This is a genomic window from Pelomicrobium sp. G1, assembly GCF_051905455.1.
In the GTDB taxonomy this organism is placed as follows: domain Bacteria; phylum Pseudomonadota; class Gammaproteobacteria; order Burkholderiales; family UBA6910; genus Pelomicrobium.
The window spans coordinates 26,873-46,427 of the sequence record NZ_JBQACR010000020.1; the positions used below are offsets into that span (position 1 = coordinate 26,873).

General features: G+C 67.6%; 18 protein-coding genes. 13 read left to right on the forward strand and 5 right to left on the reverse strand.

All coding sequences use genetic code 11. The annotated features are described in order from the left end of the window. The first annotated feature begins 59 nt into the window (after positions 1-59). The 11 genes from ACTFO6_RS16255 (at position 60) to ubiA (ending at position 10,364) form a co-directional block, all read left to right on the forward strand. Positions 60-947: a lysophospholipid acyltransferase family protein gene (locus ACTFO6_RS16255; protein WP_439935488.1), complete on the forward strand. Its 888-nt coding sequence runs from the start codon at positions 60-62 to the stop codon at positions 945-947. Beyond that, positions 940-1,935 (forward strand): Gfo/Idh/MocA family oxidoreductase, encoded by a 996-nt coding sequence (locus tag ACTFO6_RS16260; RefSeq protein ID WP_439935489.1) that lies wholly within the window; start codon positions 940-942, stop codon positions 1,933-1,935. The genes ACTFO6_RS16255 and ACTFO6_RS16260 overlap by 8 nt, the downstream gene beginning before the upstream one ends. Positions 1,936-1,938: 3 nt before the next feature. After that, positions 1,939-3,036 carry a DegT/DnrJ/EryC1/StrS family aminotransferase gene (locus tag ACTFO6_RS16265; protein ID WP_439935490.1) on the forward strand — a complete coding sequence of 366 codons (1,098 nt, stop codon included), beginning with the start codon at positions 1,939-1,941 and terminating at the stop codon, positions 3,034-3,036. 248 nt (positions 3,037-3,284) lie between these two features. Further along, positions 3,285-4,067 carry an acyl-ACP--UDP-N-acetylglucosamine O-acyltransferase gene (lpxA, locus tag ACTFO6_RS16270; RefSeq protein ID WP_439935491.1) on the forward strand — a complete coding sequence of 261 codons (783 nt, stop codon included), beginning with the start codon at positions 3,285-3,287 and terminating at the stop codon, positions 4,065-4,067. An 81-nt stretch (positions 4,068-4,148) separates the two neighbouring features. Continuing rightward, positions 4,149-5,018 carry a lysophospholipid acyltransferase family protein gene (locus ACTFO6_RS16275; protein ID WP_439935492.1) on the forward strand — a complete coding sequence of 290 codons (870 nt, stop codon included), beginning with the start codon at positions 4,149-4,151 and terminating at the stop codon, positions 5,016-5,018. Positions 5,019-5,176: 158 nt separating this feature from the next. Continuing rightward, positions 5,177-5,839 (forward strand): class I SAM-dependent methyltransferase, encoded by a 663-nt coding sequence (locus ACTFO6_RS16280; RefSeq protein ID WP_439935493.1) that lies wholly within the window; start codon positions 5,177-5,179, stop codon positions 5,837-5,839. Between the two features lie 5 nt (positions 5,840-5,844). Next, complete coding sequence (dapF, locus tag ACTFO6_RS16285; RefSeq protein ID WP_439935494.1) at positions 5,845-6,678, forward strand: diaminopimelate epimerase; 834 nt, start codon at positions 5,845-5,847, stop codon at positions 6,676-6,678. A gap of 34 nt (positions 6,679-6,712) precedes the next feature. Then, complete coding sequence (locus tag ACTFO6_RS16290) at positions 6,713-7,369, forward strand: DUF484 family protein (RefSeq protein ID WP_439935495.1); 657 nt, start codon at positions 6,713-6,715, stop codon at positions 7,367-7,369. A gap of 22 nt (positions 7,370-7,391) precedes the next feature. Next, positions 7,392-8,297, forward strand: coding sequence for a tyrosine recombinase XerC (gene xerC / locus ACTFO6_RS16295; protein WP_439935496.1), 906 nt, complete (start codon positions 7,392-7,394; stop codon positions 8,295-8,297). 667 nt (positions 8,298-8,964) lie between these two features. After that, positions 8,965-9,510, forward strand: coding sequence for a chorismate--pyruvate lyase family protein (locus ACTFO6_RS16300; protein WP_439935497.1), 546 nt, complete (start codon positions 8,965-8,967; stop codon positions 9,508-9,510). Next, the gene (gene ubiA / locus ACTFO6_RS16305) at positions 9,507-10,364 is read left to right on the forward strand and encodes a 4-hydroxybenzoate octaprenyltransferase (protein WP_439935498.1); all 858 of its coding nucleotides are present in this window, start codon (positions 9,507-9,509) and stop codon (positions 10,362-10,364) included. The genes ACTFO6_RS16300 and ubiA overlap by 4 nt, the downstream gene beginning before the upstream one ends. A 624-nt stretch (positions 10,365-10,988) precedes the next feature. Here ubiA and ACTFO6_RS16310 read toward each other — a convergent pair. Beyond that, complete coding sequence (locus ACTFO6_RS16310; RefSeq protein WP_439935499.1) at positions 10,989-12,329, reverse strand: tetratricopeptide repeat protein; 1,341 nt, start codon at positions 12,327-12,329, stop codon at positions 10,989-10,991. Positions 12,330-12,442: 113 nt separating this feature from the next. Then, positions 12,443-13,543 (reverse strand): PEP-CTERM sorting domain-containing protein, encoded by a 1,101-nt coding sequence (locus ACTFO6_RS16315; protein WP_439935500.1) that lies wholly within the window; start codon positions 13,541-13,543, stop codon positions 12,443-12,445. Between ACTFO6_RS16315 and ACTFO6_RS16320 the strand changes: the two genes are divergently transcribed. Beyond that, complete coding sequence (locus ACTFO6_RS16320) at positions 13,542-13,922, forward strand: hypothetical protein (RefSeq protein ID WP_439935501.1); 381 nt, start codon at positions 13,542-13,544, stop codon at positions 13,920-13,922. The two genes, ACTFO6_RS16315 and ACTFO6_RS16320, sit on opposite strands and share 2 nt — an antisense overlap. A gap of 56 nt (positions 13,923-13,978) precedes the next feature. Next, positions 13,979-15,445 carry a 4-hydroxy-3-polyprenylbenzoate decarboxylase gene (gene ubiD, locus ACTFO6_RS16325; protein WP_439935502.1) on the forward strand — a complete coding sequence of 489 codons (1,467 nt, stop codon included), beginning with the start codon at positions 13,979-13,981 and terminating at the stop codon, positions 15,443-15,445. A gap of 433 nt (positions 15,446-15,878) precedes the next feature. Here ubiD and ACTFO6_RS16330 read toward each other — a convergent pair whose 3' ends face one another. Genes ACTFO6_RS16330 through ACTFO6_RS16340 form a run of 3 tightly spaced genes read right to left on the reverse strand, consistent with a single transcriptional unit; the run spans position 15,879 to position 19,122 of the window. After that, complete coding sequence (locus tag ACTFO6_RS16330; protein WP_439935503.1) at positions 15,879-17,018, reverse strand: cytochrome-c peroxidase; 1,140 nt, start codon at positions 17,016-17,018, stop codon at positions 15,879-15,881. Beyond that, complete coding sequence (locus ACTFO6_RS16335; RefSeq protein WP_439935504.1) at positions 17,015-17,749, reverse strand: SCO family protein; 735 nt, start codon at positions 17,747-17,749, stop codon at positions 17,015-17,017. The genes ACTFO6_RS16330 and ACTFO6_RS16335 overlap by 4 nt, the downstream gene beginning before the upstream one ends. Further along, positions 17,749-19,122 carry a selenium-binding protein SBP56-related protein gene (locus tag ACTFO6_RS16340; RefSeq protein WP_439935505.1) on the reverse strand — a complete coding sequence of 458 codons (1,374 nt, stop codon included), beginning with the start codon at positions 19,120-19,122 and terminating at the stop codon, positions 17,749-17,751. The genes ACTFO6_RS16335 and ACTFO6_RS16340 overlap by 1 nt, the downstream gene beginning before the upstream one ends. Positions 19,123-19,555 lie beyond the last annotated feature (433 nt).

A 19,555-nucleotide genomic window follows, 5' to 3' on the forward strand; every position in this document is an offset into this window, starting at 1 on the left:
AGGGCCCGAAAAAGGTCAATAGGATAGCAGATACCCCCTCCGAGTTGAACGGCGAGCCCATGCTGAAACCCCTGTTGGGCTGGGCGGCCTACCTCCCCTTGAGCTGGCTCCATGCCATCGGCGGCGTGCTTGGGCGGGGCGTGTACCTGTCCTCGCCTCGCTATGCCAGGCGTTTGCGGGAGAACCTGAAGGCGAGCGGCGTGTGCCCCGAGCCCCGGGGCTACCGCCGGCTTTTGCGCCGCACGGTGGCGGAAACCGGCAAGGCGGTGGCGGAGCTTCCCAAGGTGTGGTTCGGCGATCCCCGGCGGGCGGACGCCTTGGTGCGGGAGTGCCGGGGCTGGGAGCACGTGGAAGCGGCTCTGGCGGCGAAGCGCGGGCTGATCCTGCTCACGCCCCACCTGGGCTGCTTCGAGATCGCGGGGCTCTACCTCTCCCGGCGGCTGCCCATGACCATCCTGTACCGGCCACCTCGAGTGCGCTGGCTCGAACCCCTGATGATCGCCGGGCGCAGCCGCGGCCGGGCGAAGCTCGCCACCACCGACCTGCGAGGCGTGCGCCAGCTCCTCAAGGCGCTTAAGCGGGGCGAAGCGATCGGCGTGCTGCCCGACCAGGCCCCCGGCCGGGGCGACGGCGTGTGGGCGCGGTTTTTCGGCCGTCCCGCCTATACCATGACCCTGGTGGGGCGGTTGGCGGAGGGCACGGGGGCCCCGGTGCTGATGGTGTTCGCCCGGCGACTGCCCAGGGGGGCGGGCTACCGCCTGAGCTTGACCCCCTTGCCACGGCTGCCGGCGGATCCGGTCCAGGCGGCGGAAGCGTTGAACGCCGCGGTGGAGGCCCTGGTGAGGCAATGCCCCGAGCAATACCTGTGGAGCTACAACCGCTACAAGGTCCCCGCTGGGGTGGCGCCGCCACCCGCCCAAGGAGAAAAGGACGGGGAGGGTGAATAAAGGAGCAAGCGCTTTGCGGGCGGCCGTGATCGGCGTGGGCTACCTGGGGCGCCTGCACGCCCAGAAGTACGCGGCCCTGGACGGCGTGGCCCTGGCGGCCGTGGCGGACGCCGATCCGGAACGGGCGAGGCAGGTGGCCGCCGAGCTGGGCACCCGGCCCGTCGACGATTTCCGGGCGCTCCTCGCCGGGGAGATCCATCTCGCCTCCATCGTGGTGCCCACGGAGCGCCACTTCGACGTGGCCCGGGCCTGCCTGGAGGCGGGGGTGCACGTGCTGGTGGAGAAGCCGGTGACGCAAACGCTGGCCCAGGCCCAGGCGTTGCAGGAGCTCGCCGAACGCCGCGGCCTCACCTTCCAGGTAGGGCACCTGGAGCGGTTCAACCCGGCGTTCCTCTCGGCGCGGGAGATCGTTCGCGAGCCCGTGTTCATCGAATCCCATCGCCTCGCCCCGTTCAAGCCCCGGGGGACCGACGTGGCGGTGACCCTGGACCTCATGATTCACGACATCGACTTGATCCTCGATCTGGTGGCGAGCCCGGTGGCGGAGGTGCGCGCCTCCGGCGCCCCGGTGCTCACCGACGAGATCGACATCGGCAACGCCCGCATCGAATTCGAGAACGGCTGCGTGGCCAACGTCACCGCCAGCCGGGTGTCCCAGAAGGCCATGCGCAAGCTGCGGGTTTTTCAGCCCGACGCCTACGTCACGGTGGACACCCTGGAGCACCGCTTGACCGTGGCCCGCCGGGAGCCGGGGGGCGGGGCGGCAGAAGGGGGACTTCCCATCCGGGTGGAAGAGCGGCGGTTCGAGAAGCCCGATCCCCTCGCCGCCGAGATCCGGGATTTCGTCGCCTGCGTGCGGGAGGGCCGCCGGCCCGCGGTGGGCGGGGCGGAGGGCCGGCGGGCGCTGGAGGTGGCGCTGGCCATCACCCAGGCCATGAATCGGCGCGACCGGCGAAGCGCCGCGACCGAATGGCTCGCGAAGGGATGACAGATGAATATCCCCATGGTGGACCTGAAGGCGGAATATCGGGAGCTCGGCGGCGAGATCGAGCGGGCGGTGGGCGCGGTGCTCGCCTCCAGCCATTTCATCCTGGGCCCCCAGGTCCAGGCCTTGGAGCGGGAGGTGGCGGCCTATCTGGGAGTTAAGCACGCCGTCGCGGTGGCTTCCGGCACCGATGCCCTCCATCTCGCCCTGCGCTCGGCCGGCGTGCAATGCGGCGACGAGGTGATCACCAGCGCCTTCACCTTCATTGCCACCGCGGAGGCGATTTCCTACATCGGCGCTCGCCCCGTGTTCGTGGACATCGATCCCCGGACGTTCAACCTGGACCCCGAAGCGCTGGAGGCGGCGGTGACCGAACGCACCCGGGCCATCCTGCCGGTGCATCTCTACGGCCAGGCGGCGGACATGGAGCCGATTCTGGCCCTGGCGCGCCGCCGGGGACTCAAGGTGATCGAGGACTGCGCCCAGTCCTTCGGCGCCGACTACCGGGGCCGTAAGACGGGCGCCCTGGGGGACGCGGGCTGCTTCTCCTTCTATCCCAGCAAGAACCTGGGGGCCTACGGGGACGGGGGCATGGTGGTGACCGACGACGACGCCCTCGCCGAGCAGGTGCGGGTGCTGCGGGACCACGGCAGCCGGGTGCGCTACCACCACTGCGTGCTCGGCTACAACAGCCGCCTGGACGAGCTGCAGGCGGCCATTCTGCGGGTGAAGCTCAAGCGCATCGAGCGGCTCAACGCCCGGCGCCGGGAGGCGGCGGCGCGCTACACGGCGCGGCTCAAAGGCAGCCCCGTCGCCCCGCCGGCCGAGGCGGGCTACGGCCGCCACGTCTATCACCAGTACACGGTGCGGAGCCCTCGGCGCGACGCCGTCCGGGAGGCTCTGACCCAGGCAGGCATCGCCAGCGCCATCTATTACCCGATTCCGCTCCATCACCAGGAGGTCTACCAGGCGGTCTGCGGGGACCTGCGCCTGCCCCACACCGAGGCGGCGGCCCAGGAGGTGCTTTCCCTTCCTATGCATCCCTACCTCGCTGCGCAGCAGGTGGACCGGGTGTGCGAGACGGTGTTGGCGGCCGCGGGGTGAGGAGGTGAGCCTAGCCCGGACATTTCACGAAGACGCCCCTAAAATCAGGCCAAGGTGCAAAGAGATCAGCGCCTTGGTTGGGGGGATGCCCATGCTCAATTTGCCCCGCAGAGCTCCTCGGGTCCTGGCGGGGGCGGGGGGCCATCTTTCGCTTGCGCTCCTCGCCCGTGGGCTCTGCCACGGGCTTCGTCGGCTGCGGGGAACCTCCCTCGCCCGGCCCCGCACCATCCTCCCGAGGCCCTCGTGAAATGTCCGGCCTAGCGATCCACCCCACCGCTCTGGTCGCGCCGGGGGCGCGCCTCGCGCCCGGCGTGGAAGTGGGCCCTTACGCCGTGATCGAGGAGGACACGGAGATCGGCGAGGGCTGCTCCATCGGCGCCCACGCGGTGGTGAAGCGCTACACCCGCCTGGGACCCCGCAACCGCATCGGCGAGCACGCGGTCATCGGCGGCGAACCCCAGGACTTCAAGTTCAAGGGCTGGCCCAGCGCCGTGGTCATCGGCGAAGGCAACGTCCTGCGGGAAGGGGTCACGGTGCACCGGGGCAGCACCGAGGGGGCCGTCACCCGCATCGGCGACGGCTGCTTCCTCATGGCGGGAAGCCACGTGGGCCACGACTGCCAGCTCGGGAACCAGGTGATCGTGGCCAACGGGGCCCTGGTGGCGGGGTTCGTCACCGTGGGCGATCGGGCCTTCGTTTCCGGCCACGTGGCGATCCACCAGTTCTGCCGGGTGGGGCGGCTCGCCATGCTGGGAGGGCTCGCCCGCATCTCCCAGGACGCCCTGCCCTTCGTCATCACCGAGGGCTCACCCGCCCGGGCCCGGGGGTTGAACCTGGTGGGGCTCAAGCGGGCCGGGGTCGCCGAGGAGGACATCCGGGAACTCAAGCGCGCCTACCGGACGCTCTTCCTCTCCGGCCTCCTGCTGGAGCAGGCCCTGGCGGCCCTCGGGGAATCCTCCTCGCCCATGGTGGCGGAGCTGGTCCGGTTCATCCGGGAGTCGAAGCGGGGCATCACCCGTGGCGGACGCTAATCCGAGGCGGCTGCCGGGCCCGCTCCTCTTGCGCCCATTTTCCTCCGCCGATGGGGCAGGGTGGGGAGCGGGTTAGCCGCCATGGGGGCCCGGCTGGGCGTTGCCGCCCTGTGGCTGCTCCACTTTCTGCCCCTGCCGCTGCTGGCGGCCCTGGGCGGCGGCCTGGGCCGCCTCGCCTATCGCCTGGCCGGCGCCCGCCGGCGGGTGACCCTCACCAACCTGCGGCTGTGCTTTCCGTCCATGCCGGAGGCGGAACGGGAGCGGCTCGCCCGGCGCCACTTCCAGGCGTTGGGGAGGGCGGCGCTGGCGGAAGGCATCGCCTGGTGGGGATCGAAGGCCCGGCTCAAGCAACTGGTGACCCTGGAGGGGGTGGAGCACTGGTACGCGATCCAGGGGCAGCCGGTCATCCTGCTGGTGCCCCATTTCGTGGGGCTGGACCTGGGGGCCGTGCGACTGGCGGCCGACTGGCCCGCCTGCGCCATGTACCGCACCCAGAGCAATCCGTACATCGACCGGCTGCTGCGGCGCGCCCGCACCCGGTTCGAGCCGGTCACCCTGGTGTCGCGCCGAGACGGCATCCGGGGGCTGGTCGCCGCGATCCGCCAGGGGCTGCCCTTGTACTATCTGCCGGACCAGGACTACGGGGCGCGGGACGCCATCTTCGTGCCCTTCTTCGGCGTTCCCGCCGCCACCATCACGGGGCTCTCCCGGCTCGCCCGCCTGACCGGCGCCAAGGTACTGCCCGTGGTCACCCGGCAACTTCCCCGCGGGCGCGGCTACCGCATCCAGGTCTATCCCCCGTGGGAGGACTTCCCCGGAGAAAGCGTGGAGGCGGACACCCGGCGCATGAACGCCTTCATCGAGGAGCGGGTGCTGGAGATGCCGGAGCAATACTTCTGGCTCCACAAGCGCTTCAAGACCCGGCCGCCAGGTGAGCCGCCGGTGTATTGAGGCCCTTTGCGCCACCTTGCCGTGAGGGGATCGGACCTGGCAATGAAACGCTTGTCAACCGGTCGAGCGGCGCTCAAGAGGGAGCGAGTGCCGAGGAGTAGAATAGCGGTTCGATGATCACGAACTCCGCTGCGATGCCCGCAGCCCCCTGGATGATAATGGAGCGCGTTCCCGAGCCGGAGCTGATGGACGATCCCGCCCAGGCTCGGGCCTACGCCGAAGCGGATTTCTCTGAGCCCCATCAGGCCTTCGTGGAACATTTCCGCCACCGCTTTCCCGCCTTCGCCGGCGGAAAGGTGGTGGACCTGGGCTGCGGCCCGGCGGACGTGACCCTGCGCTTCGCCCGGGCCTATCCAGGGACGGACATCCTGGGCGTGGACGGGGCGCAGGCCATGCTCGTCCTGGCGCGGGAGGCGGTGGAGCGGGCGGGCCTCGGGGGGCGCATCCGCTTCGCCCGCCTGCGGCTGCCCGCGCGGGCGCTTCCCGGGGGGTTCGATGCCGTCATCAGCAACAGCCTCCTGCACCACCTGGCCGATCCCCAGGCCCTTTGGGCGGCGGTGCGCCAGGCGGCCCGGCCAGGGGCGGCGGTGCTGGTGATGGACCTGCTGCGGCCCGGAAGCGAAGCCGAGCTGGAGCGCCTGGTGGCGACCTACACCGCCGGCGCCCCCGAAGTCCTGCGCCGGGACTTTCGCAATTCCCTGCGGGCCGCCTATCGCCCGGAAGAAGTGGAGAAGCAGCTTACCGGGGCGGGGCTCGGTGGCTTTCGCGTGGAAGTGGTGAGCGACCGCCACCTCCTCGCCTGGGGCGCTGCGCCCGGCTGAGGCTCATGCGGCTTCCCTTCACCAAAATGCAGGGGTTGGGCAACGACTTCGTCGTGCTGGACGGAATGCGCCAATCCATCGTTCTCACCCGGGATCAGTTGCGGCGCCTGGCCGACCGGCACTACGGCGTGGGCTGCGACCAGGTCCTCCTGGTGGAACCGCCGTCCCGGCCGGACGTGGACTTCCGCTACCGGATCTTCAACGCCGACGGAAGCGAAGTGGAACAGTGCGGCAACGGCGCCCGCTGCTTCGTGCGCTTCGTGCACGAGAAGGGCCTGACCGCCAAGCGGGAGATCCGGGTGGAGACCCGCTCGGGGGTGATCGTGCCCCGGCTGGAAGCCGACGGCCAGGTGACGGTGGACATGGGCGTCCCCCGCTTCGAGCCCCGGGACGTCCCCTTCCTGGCCGAGAGCCGCGCCCTCACCTATTCCCTGGAAGTGGACGGCGCGGTGCGGGAAGTGAGCGTCCTCTCCATGGGCAATCCCCACGCGGTGCAGATCGTGGAGGACGTGGACGCGGCGCCGGTGGAGCGGGAAGGCCCGCTGATCGAGTGCCATCCCCGTTTTCCCGAGCGGGTGAACGCCGGCTACATGCAGGTGCTGGACCGGCGGCACATCCGCCTTCGGGTCTACGAGCGGGGGGCGGGGGAGACCCTGGCCTGCGGCACCGGGGCGTGCGCGGCAGTGGTGGCCGGCATCCAGCGGGGGCGGCTCGATCCCGAGGTCGAGGTGAGCACCCGGGGAGGACGGCTCACCGTCCGCTGGGAAGGGGAGGGCCGGCCGGTGTGGATGACCGGGCCGGCGCAGACCGTGTTCGAAGGCGTGATCGAGATCGAATAGATCGATAATGGGGAGAACGAAATCCATGATGCCCATGAATCCCGACGACGTGGCGCGCTATCTCCAGGACCATCCGGAGTTCTTCGAGCGCTATGCCGAGCAGATGGCGGAAATCTACGTGCCTCATCCCCACGGCGGCCGCGCCATCCCCCTGTCGGAACGCCAGATGCTCGCCCTGCGGGAGAAGAACAAGCTGCTGGAAGAAAAGTTGCGGGAGCTGATCGGCTTCGGTGAGGAAAACGATGCCATCGGGGAGAAGATGCATCGCCTGAGCCTGGGCTTGATGGCGGCGCGGGACCTGGCTTCGGCGCTCTACGTCCTCGCCTTCAACCTGCGGGAGGATTTCGGCGTGCCCCATGTAGCGATGCGGGTCTGGGGTGTGGAAGCGGATTCCCTGGACCTGCCGGAGCTCGCCCCGGTGAGCGCCGACGTGCACGCTCTCGCCGAGGGGTTGACCCAAGGCCATTGCGGCGGCCATCTTCCGCCGGAGCCCCTCGCCTGGTTCGGCGAAGCGGCGGCTCGACTGCGCTCCTTTGCCCTGGTGCCCATCCGTTACGGGCGCACCCTGGGGCTCCTGGTGCTGGCGAGCGAGGATGCACGGCGCTTCTACCCGGAAATGGGAACGGTCTACCTGGCCCGGTTGGGAGAGCTGGCGGGGGCCGCGGTGGCCCGGTTCAACGCTTCCTCTTGAGGCATCCAGGCCAGGGATTGTGGTGAGCGAGCGCCCACGACCCGGCCCGGAGGCCCTGCGCCAGGGGTTCCTGGCCCACCTGGCTATGGAGCGGCGCTTGAGCCCCCATACCGTGAAGAGCTATGGGCGGGACGTGGACCTGCTGCTCGAGCTGGCCAAAACCACGCCCCTCTCCGGGCTGGATGCCCACCACATCCGCCGCTTCGTCGCCACCCTCCATGCCCGGGGCCTTTCGGGCCGCAGCCTGGCCCGGGCCCTGTCGGCGTGGCGCACCTTTTTCAACTACCTGGCCCGGGATCACGGCTTCGGCGCCAACCCCTGCCTGGGCGTGCGCTCGCCCCGGGTGAAGCGAACGCTGCCCGAGGCGCTTTCCCCGGACCAGGCGGCGAGGCTCCTGGCGTTCCAGGCCCAGGACCCCCTGGCCCTGCGGGACAAAGCGGCGTTCGAGCTGTTCTACTCCTCGGGGCTGCGGCTCGCGGAGCTGGCGGGCCTCACCGTGGACGACGTGAATCTCGCCGACGGTACGGTCCGCGTGACCGGCAAGGGAGCGAAGACCCGGGTGGTGCCGGTGGGGCGCTGCGCCCTGGAGGCGCTGCAGGCGTGGCTCGCAGTGCGCGGCCGCTTCGCCGGAGCCCGGCAGGCGGCGCTCTTCCTCGCCCGCACCGGCGCCCGCCTGAGCCCGCGGGCGATCCAGGCCAGGCTCAAGGGCTGGGCCAGGCGCCAGGAAATCGCGGCCAACGTTCATCCCCACGTGTTGCGCCACTCGTTCGCCTCCCATCTGCTCCAGTCGAGCGGCGACCTGCGGGCGGTGCAGGAAATGCTGGGCCACGCGAGCATTTCCACGACCCAGGTGTATACCCACCTCGACTTCCAGCATCTGGCCAAGGTGTACGACGCGGCGCATCCGCGGGCGCGGAAGAAGAAATGAGAAAATCGAACCGACCTAGTTTGGCTACGAATGGACACGGATGTTCGCGAATAAAGCAAAAGATTTATTGAAATTCACATGGGGTTGTAACCTGTCCTCCCATGCCTCGCCTTAACACCCATGCAAACAAGATCCATGGGCTACCTTTCAAGCTGCCCACGGGCGCGTGGGAGGGCACCCATCCCCTCCCTAACCCTCCCCTTGAAGGGGAGGGAGCCCATCCCCACCCCAGCCCGTCCACGGCCCGGCAGGCAGGCCGGGCCGGCTCCGCGGGCGCAGAGCTGTGCTCTGCGAAACCCCCGCTCCGCCCCCTTGAAGGGGAGGGAGCCCATCCCCACCCCAATCCGTCCACGGCCCGGCATGCCCCTGTCATCCTCCCCCTTCAAGGGGGAGGCCGCCATCCGAGTCCACCTCCCCCTTCAAGGGGGAGGCCGGGAGGGGGATGGGGTGCGGCGCAGGACGCGCCGCGGCGCACCGTATAATGCCGTTCGGTGCGTTTCGCTGCGCTCTACACACCCTACGGCGGACCACCCATGGGCGCGGATTTTTAGCGATGCGGGTGAGGTTGTTTTCCCATTCGTGGATATCCGTGCTCACCCGTGGCTGAACGTTCAGCGCGCCGCGCCGTCTTTGGCATAATTCCGTTTCACCTTTTTTGCGAAGATGAATGAGCGCCGCTTCCCGTTTCATCGTCTGGCGAGGCCGGCTCGGCGGCTGCCCGGGCGCCTACCGGGGATGGCTCCTGGATCGGGGATCCCTCACCGCCCGGCTGCGCCGCGCCTGTGCGGCGTTCAGGGTGCAACCCCTGGCCCAGGGATTCGCCCTGCCTTTGCCCGACGAGCGGGAGCGACTCCGCCTTAAGCCCCGGGAGCGGGCATTGGTGCGGGAGGTATTCCTATATTGCGCTGAGGTCCCCGTGGTGTTCGCCCACTCGGTGGCGGCGCGCCGGGATCTGAACGGGCCGTGGCGCTGGCTGTCGCGCCTGGGCGACCAGCCCTTGGGAGAGGCCTTGTTCACCGATCCCCGGGTCCGCCGCACACCCCTGGAGTTCAGCCGGCTGCGCCCCTGCGACGGGCTGTTTCGCCGCGCCGCGGCGCGCCTCGCCGTGCGGCCGCCGGAGCTGTGGGCGAGGCGCTCCCTCTTCCGCCTGGAGGAGCGCCCGCTCCTGGTGACCGAAGTGTTCCTTCCCGGTGTTCTCCAACTCAGGCCGTGATCCTCGCTGATCGCCTCGACGCCTACGCCCGGCTGGTGCGGCTCGACCGCCCCATCGGTATCCTGCTGCTTCTGTGGCCCACCCTCTGGGCCCTGTGGCTTTCCAGCGGCGGCCGCCCCGACTGGACCGTGGTGGCCATCTTCGTCGCCGGCGCGGTACTCATGCGCTCCGCGGGGTGCGCCATCAACGATTTCGCCGACCGGGACATCGATCCCCATGTGGAGCGCACGCGCCACCGGCCCCTGGCCACCGGGCGCGTCGCGCCGGGGGAGGCCCTCGCCGTGGCGGCGGTCCTGGCCCTGGGCGCCTTCCTGCTGGTGCTCCAGTTGAACCGCCTCACGGTGCTCCTCGCCGTGCCGGCGGCGCTCCTGGCGGTCACCTATCCCTTCACCAAGCGCTTCTTCCCGTTCCCCCAGGCGTATCTCGGCGTCGCCTTCGGCTTCGGCATCCCCATGGCCTACGCGGCCCACACGGAAAGCGTGCCCCCGGTCGCCTGGGCGCTGCTCGTCGGGAACGTCTTCTGGTCCATCGCCTACGACACCGAGTACGCCATGGTGGACCGCCCCGACGATCTCAAGCTGGGCATCAAGACCTCCGCCATCACCCTGGGGCGCCACGACGTGGCGGGGGTGATGGCGGCCCACGGGGCGTTTCTCGCGATCCTCGCCGGCGTGGGTATCGCCCTCAAGCTCGGGTTTGCGTACTACCTGGGGCTCGCGGCAGCGGCGGGGCTCGCCGCCTACCAGTACGTCCTGATCCGGGACCGGGACCGGCAGCGCTGCTTCCAGGCGTTCCTCCACAACAACTGGGTGGGCGCTGCGATCTTCGCCGGGATCGTGGCGAGCACGCTGTGAGCGCCCCAGCGTATTGGAAATTCGCCCGTACGAAGATCGTGCCTAGAAGCCGAACCGATGGCAGGAGGTGGCTTGACGACTACGCCTTTCGACACGCTGAACTTCGTGGAGCGGCTCAAGGCCGCCGGCGTGTCTGGGGCGTGGACCAAAAGCGGAAGCGCTGGCTGAGGCTTTGGCCGAAAAGGTACGGCTCGGGCCCCTCGCTACTCAAACGGACAAGGAATCGCTGCGAGCGGAGATCGAGCGAAATTCGATACCGTGAAATCCCGTAGGGTGCGTTGAGCGCAGCCGAAACGCACCGGTACAGGTCTCGAAGCGCCGAAGCGGTGCGCCAAGGCGCACCCTACGGGTTTAGGCGTCGAAGCGCCCCCGACAACCCCCATCCGTAGGGTGCGTTGGGTGAGAGCGAAACGCACCGCCCAGCGGGGAAGAACCTCCGGAGTGGTGCGCTAAAGCGCACCCTACGGCGAGGGCGTAGGGTGCGTTGAGCGCAGCCGAAACGCACCGCCATGAGAGGGGACCTACCAAGCGGTGCGCCGAGGCGCACCCTACCGTGCTGGCGCGAGGTGCGCGGCGCGGGCGGGCTGCACCCAGCAGCGCCGCGCGATCCAGGCCTTCCGCTTCTCAACCGCCGCCCAGCTTCTCCAACTCTTTGCGGGCATCGGCGGCGTAGGTGAAGTCTTTCTGGATCTCCAGGGCTTTCTTGAGCGCCGCGATCGCTTCCTGGCGATTGCCCTTGCGACTATAGGCGACCCCCAGGCGGTAGTAGAACTCGGCCTGGGGCGGCTGCGTGGCGGCCGCTTTCCGGAATGCGGCGATGGCCGGGTCCAGCTCTCGGCGCATGAGGTGGATCGTTCCCAGCGTGTCGTGGAAGGTGCCCATGTCGGGCGCCAGCGCCACCGCTTTTTTGGCGAGCCGCAGCGCCTCGTCCAGGCGCTGCCCGCTTTGGGCCAGCAGCCACGCCAGATTGTTGTAGGCCGGCGCGTGGCGGGGGTTCGCCTCCAAGGTCGCCCGGTAGGCCCTCTCGGCCTCCGCCTTCTGGCCGCTCCCGTGGTAAGCGGTTCCCAGCTTGAACTGGGCGTCGGCGTTTTTCGGCGCCGCCTGCACGGCCCGCTGGTAGTCGGCGATGGCCTTGTCTTTCTCGCCCTTCGCCCAATAGAGGTCGCCCCGGTCCAGGAGCGCTGGCACGAAATCCGGATTCGCTTGCAGCAGTTCATTGTAGGCCGCCAGGGCCGGGTCCATCTTCCCGCGGGAGAGGTGGAGCCGGCCCAGGGCCTGGAGCGGCAGGGGATTTCCCGGGGAAAGCTCCGCGGCCCTGCGGAACGCGGCCTCCGCCTCGTCGAATCTTCGCTGGGCGGCGAGCGCCATGCCGAGCCCGTGGCGGGCGCCCCCGTGGCGGGGATCGAGCCGCACCGCCTCTCCGTAGGCCTCGGCAGCCTCCTTGGGCTTGTCGAGCGCCGTCATGTACAAGTCGCCCAGGTCCAGGTAAGCCCCGGCCGACCGGGGATCGAGGCGGATCGCCTTCTGGAACGCGGCCTCGGCGGCGGGATAGCGTCCCATGACGAACTCATAGCGCCCCCACGCCCGCTGCACCGCCGCATCCTCCGGGGCGGCGGCCAGGGCCTGGCGCAGCCAGTTTTCGACGCCCTTCAGATCCTTCTTCAGGCGGGCGACTTCCGCCAGCCCCAGCAGGGGCTCGGGCGCTTTCGGGTCGAGCTTGTGGGCTTCCGTAAAGGCTTTCGACGCCGTGGTCAGGTCTTTCCCGTTGAGCGCCTCGTAGCCGGCCTGGAGCTTGGCCTGGCCGGGCGCGCCCTCGGTCTTGGGGGCTCCCGGGGGCGAGGTGCGAGGCACCAGCAGCTCGAAAGGCACGGCGGGCGCGGCGCCGGGCGCCGCCAGCGCCAGCAGGGCGAGAACGGTCAGGCAAAAGCGGCTTGCAAGGCGAGTAGGCACCGGCATCACCTCCATGGACGGGCTTCCATCGATCATGCTGCGTGAGCGATTATCGCCCCGGGCCCGGAAAAAACAAAAACCCCTTTCCAGCCGGGCCGGAAAGGGGTGGATGTCGAGCGTGGGTCGGTTCAGCGCCGCTTGCGGGAGCGAAGGGCCGCCAGCCCCATGAGCCCCAACCCCACCAGGGCGAGGGACCCTGGCTCGGGGACGCCGGTGGGCGGCGGGGGTTCCAGCACGCCCCCCGTCGCGCCGAAGGCGAAGATGAAGGTGTTCGGCGCGCCGGTGATATGGCTGCACGAGGAGTCGGAGCTGGAATCGCACTGCCCGTAGGAGTAGAGCCCCGCGCCCACGAGGGCTCGCGCCGCATCGGCATCCGCTTCGGTGCCCGCCGCACCGTAGTAGGTGACGAAGGAGCGCGACGCCCCGTTCGCTAGGGCCTCGAACTCGAAGTCGAACACGGCGCCGTGATCGGCTGGACCGCAGTCGGTGAAATTACTGTTGAGTAACTCCGCCGCCGTGCAGGCGCCACCGAAGATTGTGGCACCAAAGGTCGTCAGGGGGTTAGCGGTGTCGAAGCCGTTGTTCCCTGTGCGGCGCACGTTGTTGCCGTTGGCGACTCCTAACAGGGCCGGCACGCCCTGGATGGTCACGAACTCGCTGAACGCCGTCGGCTCCACGTCCCAGTCCATCACCCGGCGGTACACCAGGTCTCCCGCCGCCAGGTCCATGCCGCTCAGGTTCTGGATGGTGACATCAACCTGATAAAGATTGACGGACGGGCTGGGGTGATAAAAGTGGGTGACCCGCAGAACGGGTGCGCCGGAGGCCCCCAGGATGTCAACCACCGAGGTCGCGGTACTGGCGGTGGCGGAGAAGCTCACCAGGGAGAGATTCACGATCCCATCGACCGCCCGGTTGGCGTAGCCGCTCACGCCGAGGCTCACGATCCCCGCCCCCCATCCTTCGCAGACGCAGCCCGGGGCGGTGGATTCCGCCCCCGTGGGGTTATACCGGAGGCCCACCGGCGTGGTCCCGCTCAAGGACACGCCCGGATAGGTACCGACCACCCCCGCATCCGTTGGGAAGACGTTGAGGTGCCCTTCGTCGTTTACCCCTAACGTAATGGTCCCATTGGTAATGAAGGCACCCGCCTGCGCGGTGCCCGCCAGCCCCAACCCCCCTGCCACGAATGCCAGCGTCAGCACGGTCTTGCGTAGCTTTGTTCTCATGGCGGACCCCCTTTCGCAGAGTCTGACATTGTTGAAATTGTCCAAAATCGTCCAAAGCAAAGGCGGTGCCATCGTCACCTTTCCCCTTGAAATCAGCCGGATATCCAAAAGCCCTCAGGGACCACAGAGCCAGTTTGATAAAAGCGCCGACAGTCGGGCGGAAAGGCCAGCAAAGGGTGTTGCCCCAAGGCATTGCCCCCTCTCCAAGGCGCCCTCGCGTTTTCCATTTTCATGTCATACGCCACTGTATTCTTTGATCTTTTTCCATTTTTTCCCGGCGGCGGGCGCCGAGGGCTTCGCCATCCTTGCCGCCCTCCCTGGAGGCCGCCGGGCCGATGAAAGACCTCCAATGTCGATCCGCTTAACACTCGGCTTTTGAAGGTGGACGAAACGGCCATTCCCCTATAATGGGTCGAGCCCGACTCCCTCTTTCCCATGAAATACCGCGACCTGCGCGACTTTCTCTCCCGTCTCGAAGCCTTAGGCGAGCTCAAGCGCGTCGCCGTGGAGGTGGATCCGCGGTTCGAGATCACTGAGATCTGCGACCGGGTGCTGAAGGCGGGGGGGCCGGCCCTTCTGTTCGAGAAGCCCAAGGGGCACGCGATCCCGGTGCTCGGGAACCTCTTCGGCACCCCGCGGCGGGTCGCCCTGGGGATGGGGCAGGAATCGGTGGAGGCCTTGCGGGAGGTGGGAAAGCTCCTCGCCTACTTGAAGGAGCCGGAGCCGCCCCAGGGCTTCCGGGACGCCCTGGACAAGCTGCCGCTTCTGAAGCAGGTGCTGTCGATGGCACCCAAAGAGGTGTCTTCGGCCCCCTGCCAGGAGATAGTGTGGGAGGGCGCCGACGTGGACCTTTCCCGGTTGCCGGTTCAGACCTGCTGGCCGGGGGACGCCGGCCCCCTCATCACCTGGGGGCTCACGGTGACCAGGGGGCCTTACAAGAAGCGCCAGAATTTAGGCATTTACCGCCAGCAGGTGATCGGCCCTAACCGGGTGATCATGCGCTGGCTCGCCCACCGGGGCGGGGCGCTGGACTTTCGCGACCACGGCGAGGCCCACCCGGGAAAGCCGTTTCCCGTGGCGGTGGCCCTGGGGGCCGACCCCGCCACGATCCTGGGGGCGGTGACCCCGGTGCCGGACACCCTGTCCGAGTACCAGTTTGCCGGCTTGCTGCGGGGCAGCCGCACGGAGATTATCAAATGTATCGACAGCGATCTCTCGGTGCCCGCCTCCGCCGAGATCGTGCTGGAAGGGGCGATCCATCCGGGAGAAACGGCCCTGGAGGGACCCTTCGGCGACCACACGGGCTACTACAACGAGCAGGAGCGATTTCCCGTGTTCACCATCGAGCGCATCACGATGCGCCGCGATCCGATCTACCACTCCACCTATACGGGCAAGCCGCCGGACGAGCCCGCGATCCTGGGGGTGGCGTTGAACGAGGTGTTCGTGCCCATCCTCACGCGCCAGTTTCCCGAGATCGTGGACTTCTATCTCCCGCCCGAGGGCTGCTCCTATCGCCTGGCGGTGGTGTCGATGAAGAAGCAGTACCCGGGCCACGCCAAACGAATCATGTTCGGCGTCTGGAGCTTCCTGCGCCAGTTCATGTACACCAAGTTCATCGTGGTGACCGACGACGACGTGGACGTGCGCAACTGGAAGGAGGTGATCTGGGCCCTCACCACCCGGGTCGATCCGGCCCGCGACACGGTCATCGTGGAGAACACCCCCATCGACTACCTGGACTTCGCCAGCCCCGTGTCGGGCCTGGGCGGCAAGATGGGGATCGACGCGACGAACAAGTGGCCCGGAGAAACCACCCGCACCTGGGGCAGACCCATCGTCATGGACCCGGGAGTGAAGAAGCGGGTGGACGCCCTGTGGGATTCCCTGGGCCTGGGGTGAGGGGCTTTCCGTCTCGTAGGGTGCGTTGAGCCGAAGGCGAAACGCACCGGACAGCCGAAACAAGATTTTTGGCGCGGATCGGGTGCGCTGAAGCGCAGCTTGCGCGCTGCCGGTCGATCAAGCCCTACGCCGCTTTCCTGACTTTGATCGCTACCTGCTGTCCGGCACGGCCGAGCATGCTGGGCCGTGGACGGGTTAGGGTGGGGATGGGCTCCCTCCCCTTCAAGGGGGCGGAGCGGGGGTTTCGCAGAGCACTGCTCTGCGCCCGCGGAGCCGGCCCGGCCTGCCTGCCGGGCCGTGGACGGGTTGGGGTGGGGATGGGTTGCTGCTACGTCTCTGCCAGCCTATGCGCTGCAGCCCATCCACCCCCTTGCTTCCTCGGAGCAAGGGGGCAAGCATCGGCAGTGAATGCGGACGAACGATGGACTGGAGACTAAGGCGCCGCCCGGGCGTCCCGGGCGAGCCGGTCCGCGTTGTCCCCGGTGAGGGTCTTGAGGAAAGCCACCAGGGCCTGCTGCTCTTCGGCCGTTAGGCCGAGGGGCCTGAGCAGGGGGTCCTTCAGGGGATGGTCGATTCCACCCTGATCATAGAACTCCACCACTTCCTCCAGCGTGGCCAGCGACCCGTCGTGCATGTAGGGCGCGGTGAGGGCGACGTTGCGCAGGGTGGGGGTACGGTAGGCCCAGCGGTCTCGAGGATCGAAGGTGACCTCGAACCGACCCGTGTCGGGCAGCGGCGGCTCGAAGTCCTGGAGCATCTTCTCTTCCACTTCCACTGTGAGCCCCGGGGCAAGCTGCACGGAATGTTTTCCCTTCACACCCATGCTGCGGGCCCAGCCGATGCCGGTGTTATGGAAGCCGTTATCGGTGAAGAGGGCATGCTTTTCGCCGAAGGCGTGGCAGGCGGCGCAGCCTCCTTTGCCGCGGAAAATCTCGAAACCCCGCTGCTCTTCCGGCGTCAGCGCGTTTTTCTCTCCGCCGTAGTACCAACGGTCGAAGGGGGAGTTGGCGGAAAGAAGGGTGCGCTGGTAGGCGGCGAGCGCCTGGCCGACGGTCAGCATGTCGGGTCCGCGCCCGAAGGCCTGCTCAAATAGCCCGTCGTAGTCGGGCAGGGCCTTGATTTTCTCGATCACGTAGCCGACGGAAGGATTGCCCATCTCGCTGCGGGCGAGGAGCGGCCCCCATGCCTGGTTTTCCAGGCTCGTCTCCCGGCCGTCGTGGAACAGGCTCGCCGCATAGGCCACGTTGTACAGGGTGGGGGCGTTGCGCCGCAGGCTGCGCCCTTCCAGGCCGATGGGGGTCGCCAGCTCGTTGGAGGTAAACCCCTGCTCCGGCACGTGGCACATGGCACAAGAGAGGGTGCCATTGTGAGAGAGCCGCCGGTCCAGGAAGAGCTTACGCCCCAGCTCGATTTTCGCCGGGGTTAAGGAATTGTCGGGCGGCACCGGCACCTCGGGCAGCCCCAGGGGCGGCGCCGGGCGGAAGGAATCCGCCGGGCTCGTTCGGCCGTCATGCCCTCCCTGGCAAGCCGAAAGGGAGACGGCGCAGGCGAGCAGGGCGGCCGCCGCCTTCATCGCAGCGCGTGGCCCTCCTCCATGAGGAGGGTCTTGATGTCGTTCACCACCACCGCGGGCAGCAGGTAGGCGGTCGTGTAGATCTCCCGCACCTCACGGGCTTTATCGATGAGAAAGACTTTGAGCACATGGTTGTAGAAACCCGTGGGCTTGCCAGTCTTTTCATCGAGCTCGATGGCCACGTCCTGGCCGTAGCCGTCCAGGATGGGCAGCAGCTCCTTGAGGGAGGCCGTGGTGAGGAAGTGCCAGGCCACCGCGCCTGGGCGCCCGGCCTGGAGCGCCTGTTGTCCCGCCAGGACCTCGGGCGTGTCCCGCAGAGGATCGAAGCTTAAGGTCACCAGCCCCACCCGGCCGTACAGGCGGGGGTCCTCCTCCACCGACCGCTTCACCTGGTGGAACACGTAGAGGGCGTAAGGGCAGCCGCCAGGATCGGCGCAAGACGTGTACATGAAGGTGAGGAGGGTCACCTTGCCGCCGGTGAATTCCGAAAGCCGGCGCTGCTGGCCCGTCGAGTCCAATACCACGCCGTCGGCGGCGCGCATGATGGGATGGAGGACGTAAGTCCCCGGCGCAGGGGGCACGAAGTCCATGACGGGGGCCGCCGCCGGCGCCCCGTCCTTCTCCCCGTGAGCCTGGGCGAGCGGGAGGCCCAGTAGGAAAAAAACGCCTCCTGCAAGCAGGAGGCGAAGGCTCTGAGGGAGGTTATTGTTGGCGATGAGCCGGGTAGCCATCACTCCTTCACCGCGAGCTTGGCGTGGTCGGGGGGCAGCGCCGCCTCCAGGGGCTTGAGCTTCTTCAGGTCCCGCACCTGGAACTTCATGTGATGGGCACGCCCGAGCTTTTCCTTGTAGAAGTCGATATGGAAGGCGAGTTTGAGCTCCTTGCCGTCCCAGTGGTACATCTTGAGGAACTGCTCGTCCTCGGGCCCCTTCTTGTCCCAGTTGGCGAGGAGCGAGCTGGTGAAATAAAGCCGCTTGCCGTCGTAGCTCTGGGACACCATGTTGACCTGAGATCCAATCTTTTTCGCGTACACCTGCTTTGGTTGCAGGGGATTCGACATGTCGAAATAGCGCGCCGTCCCATCCATGAAGGTGTTGACCCACAAGCCCTTGGCGTCGCTCCTCAGGCTGATATCTACCGGCAAGGGCACCTTCGTCGGATCGCCGATGTCCGCCACTTTATGGGCCTGCCACTCACCCTTGGCATCCTGCTTGAAGACCCACATGGCCGAGGTGAGCGCCGCAGTGGTCACCGCCCAGTTGTCGCCGGGCTTCCAGGACCAGCGCACTTCCAGCGGTGCCCCCGGCGTATTGAAGATCTTCACGGGCTTCATCGCCTTGAAGTCCCAGATCACCGAGGTATTGCCGAAGCGCTTCATCGCCTCCTGGTCCTGGATCAGCTTGCCCAGGTCCATCATGTAGTTGTTCCACCCGGTGAAGGAGGTGGTGAGCATCGTGTTCTTCTGGGGATTGATGCCGATGTCATAGCCGTAGCCGTCGCCCTTGACCCCGCCGATCTCGCCCAGGGGCATGTCGTACTTGGCCACGAACTCGCCCTGGTTGTTGTACACGGCGATGCCGGTGATCCCGCCATGGTCCTTGTTGTTGGACAGGGCCTGGATCAGCATGCGCCCGGGGATGGCGTAGAAGGTGTGGGGACCCACGTAGCCGGTCTTATCCGCTATATCGGTGATCGTTCTCACCAGCTTAGGCTGGGCCGGGTCGGTGGCGATGTCGAACACGTAGATCTTGCTCGAGTCGAGCTGCCCCGCCCACAGGTAGCGGCGATCGTCGGAAAGTCCCATGTGGTGTGCCTCGCCGCGGCTGCCCACGGAGACCGTATGGATCACTTTGCCGAACTTCTTGGACTTGGGGTTCACGTCCACCGTCACCAGCTTGTCGGAGCCGTCGCCCACCCCCTCGACGCCGAGGGTCCAGACGTAGACGAACTCCTCCTGCCCTTTGATCAACGGCGTGAAGGGAGAGCAACTGGTCTCATCGGCGGAGACGGGAGCGGCAGGCAAAAGTCCCGCCAGCACAAGGGCGAGAGCCGAGGCGAGGATCAACGATTTCGGCTTCCAACCGACGCACCACGTTGACTTCATGGGCATAACAATCCTCCTTCGTGTCGGTGAGCTTAGCTCAAGTGTTCGATTGTAAGCAGATACGAAAATCAATCGATAAGCAAGCATACCGGAGAGGCGGGCTTGCACGCGACCGGTCGTCCCCTTCGGGCGCCCCCCTTTTTGCCGCAACCATAAGAAAAAGGATCACGCCCAGCAATGCGGAAGTCTACTTACACGCCACGGAATTTCCCTCATCCCCCTGATTAGGAAGTTTCACGACTTTACTTCGGCGTTGTTGGGGCTGCTGCGCCCGATCCCGCCGCTTGCCCGGGTCCCGCTGGCCATCCTTCCTGCAATCCTCCAATGAATCTGTTTCGGCTCTATCGGAGCGCAAACTTAAGGGAACCTCTAATAATTCACTCATTCTAACGCCCCAACAACAAAACGCGAGAAACGACGATGCTCCAATCCG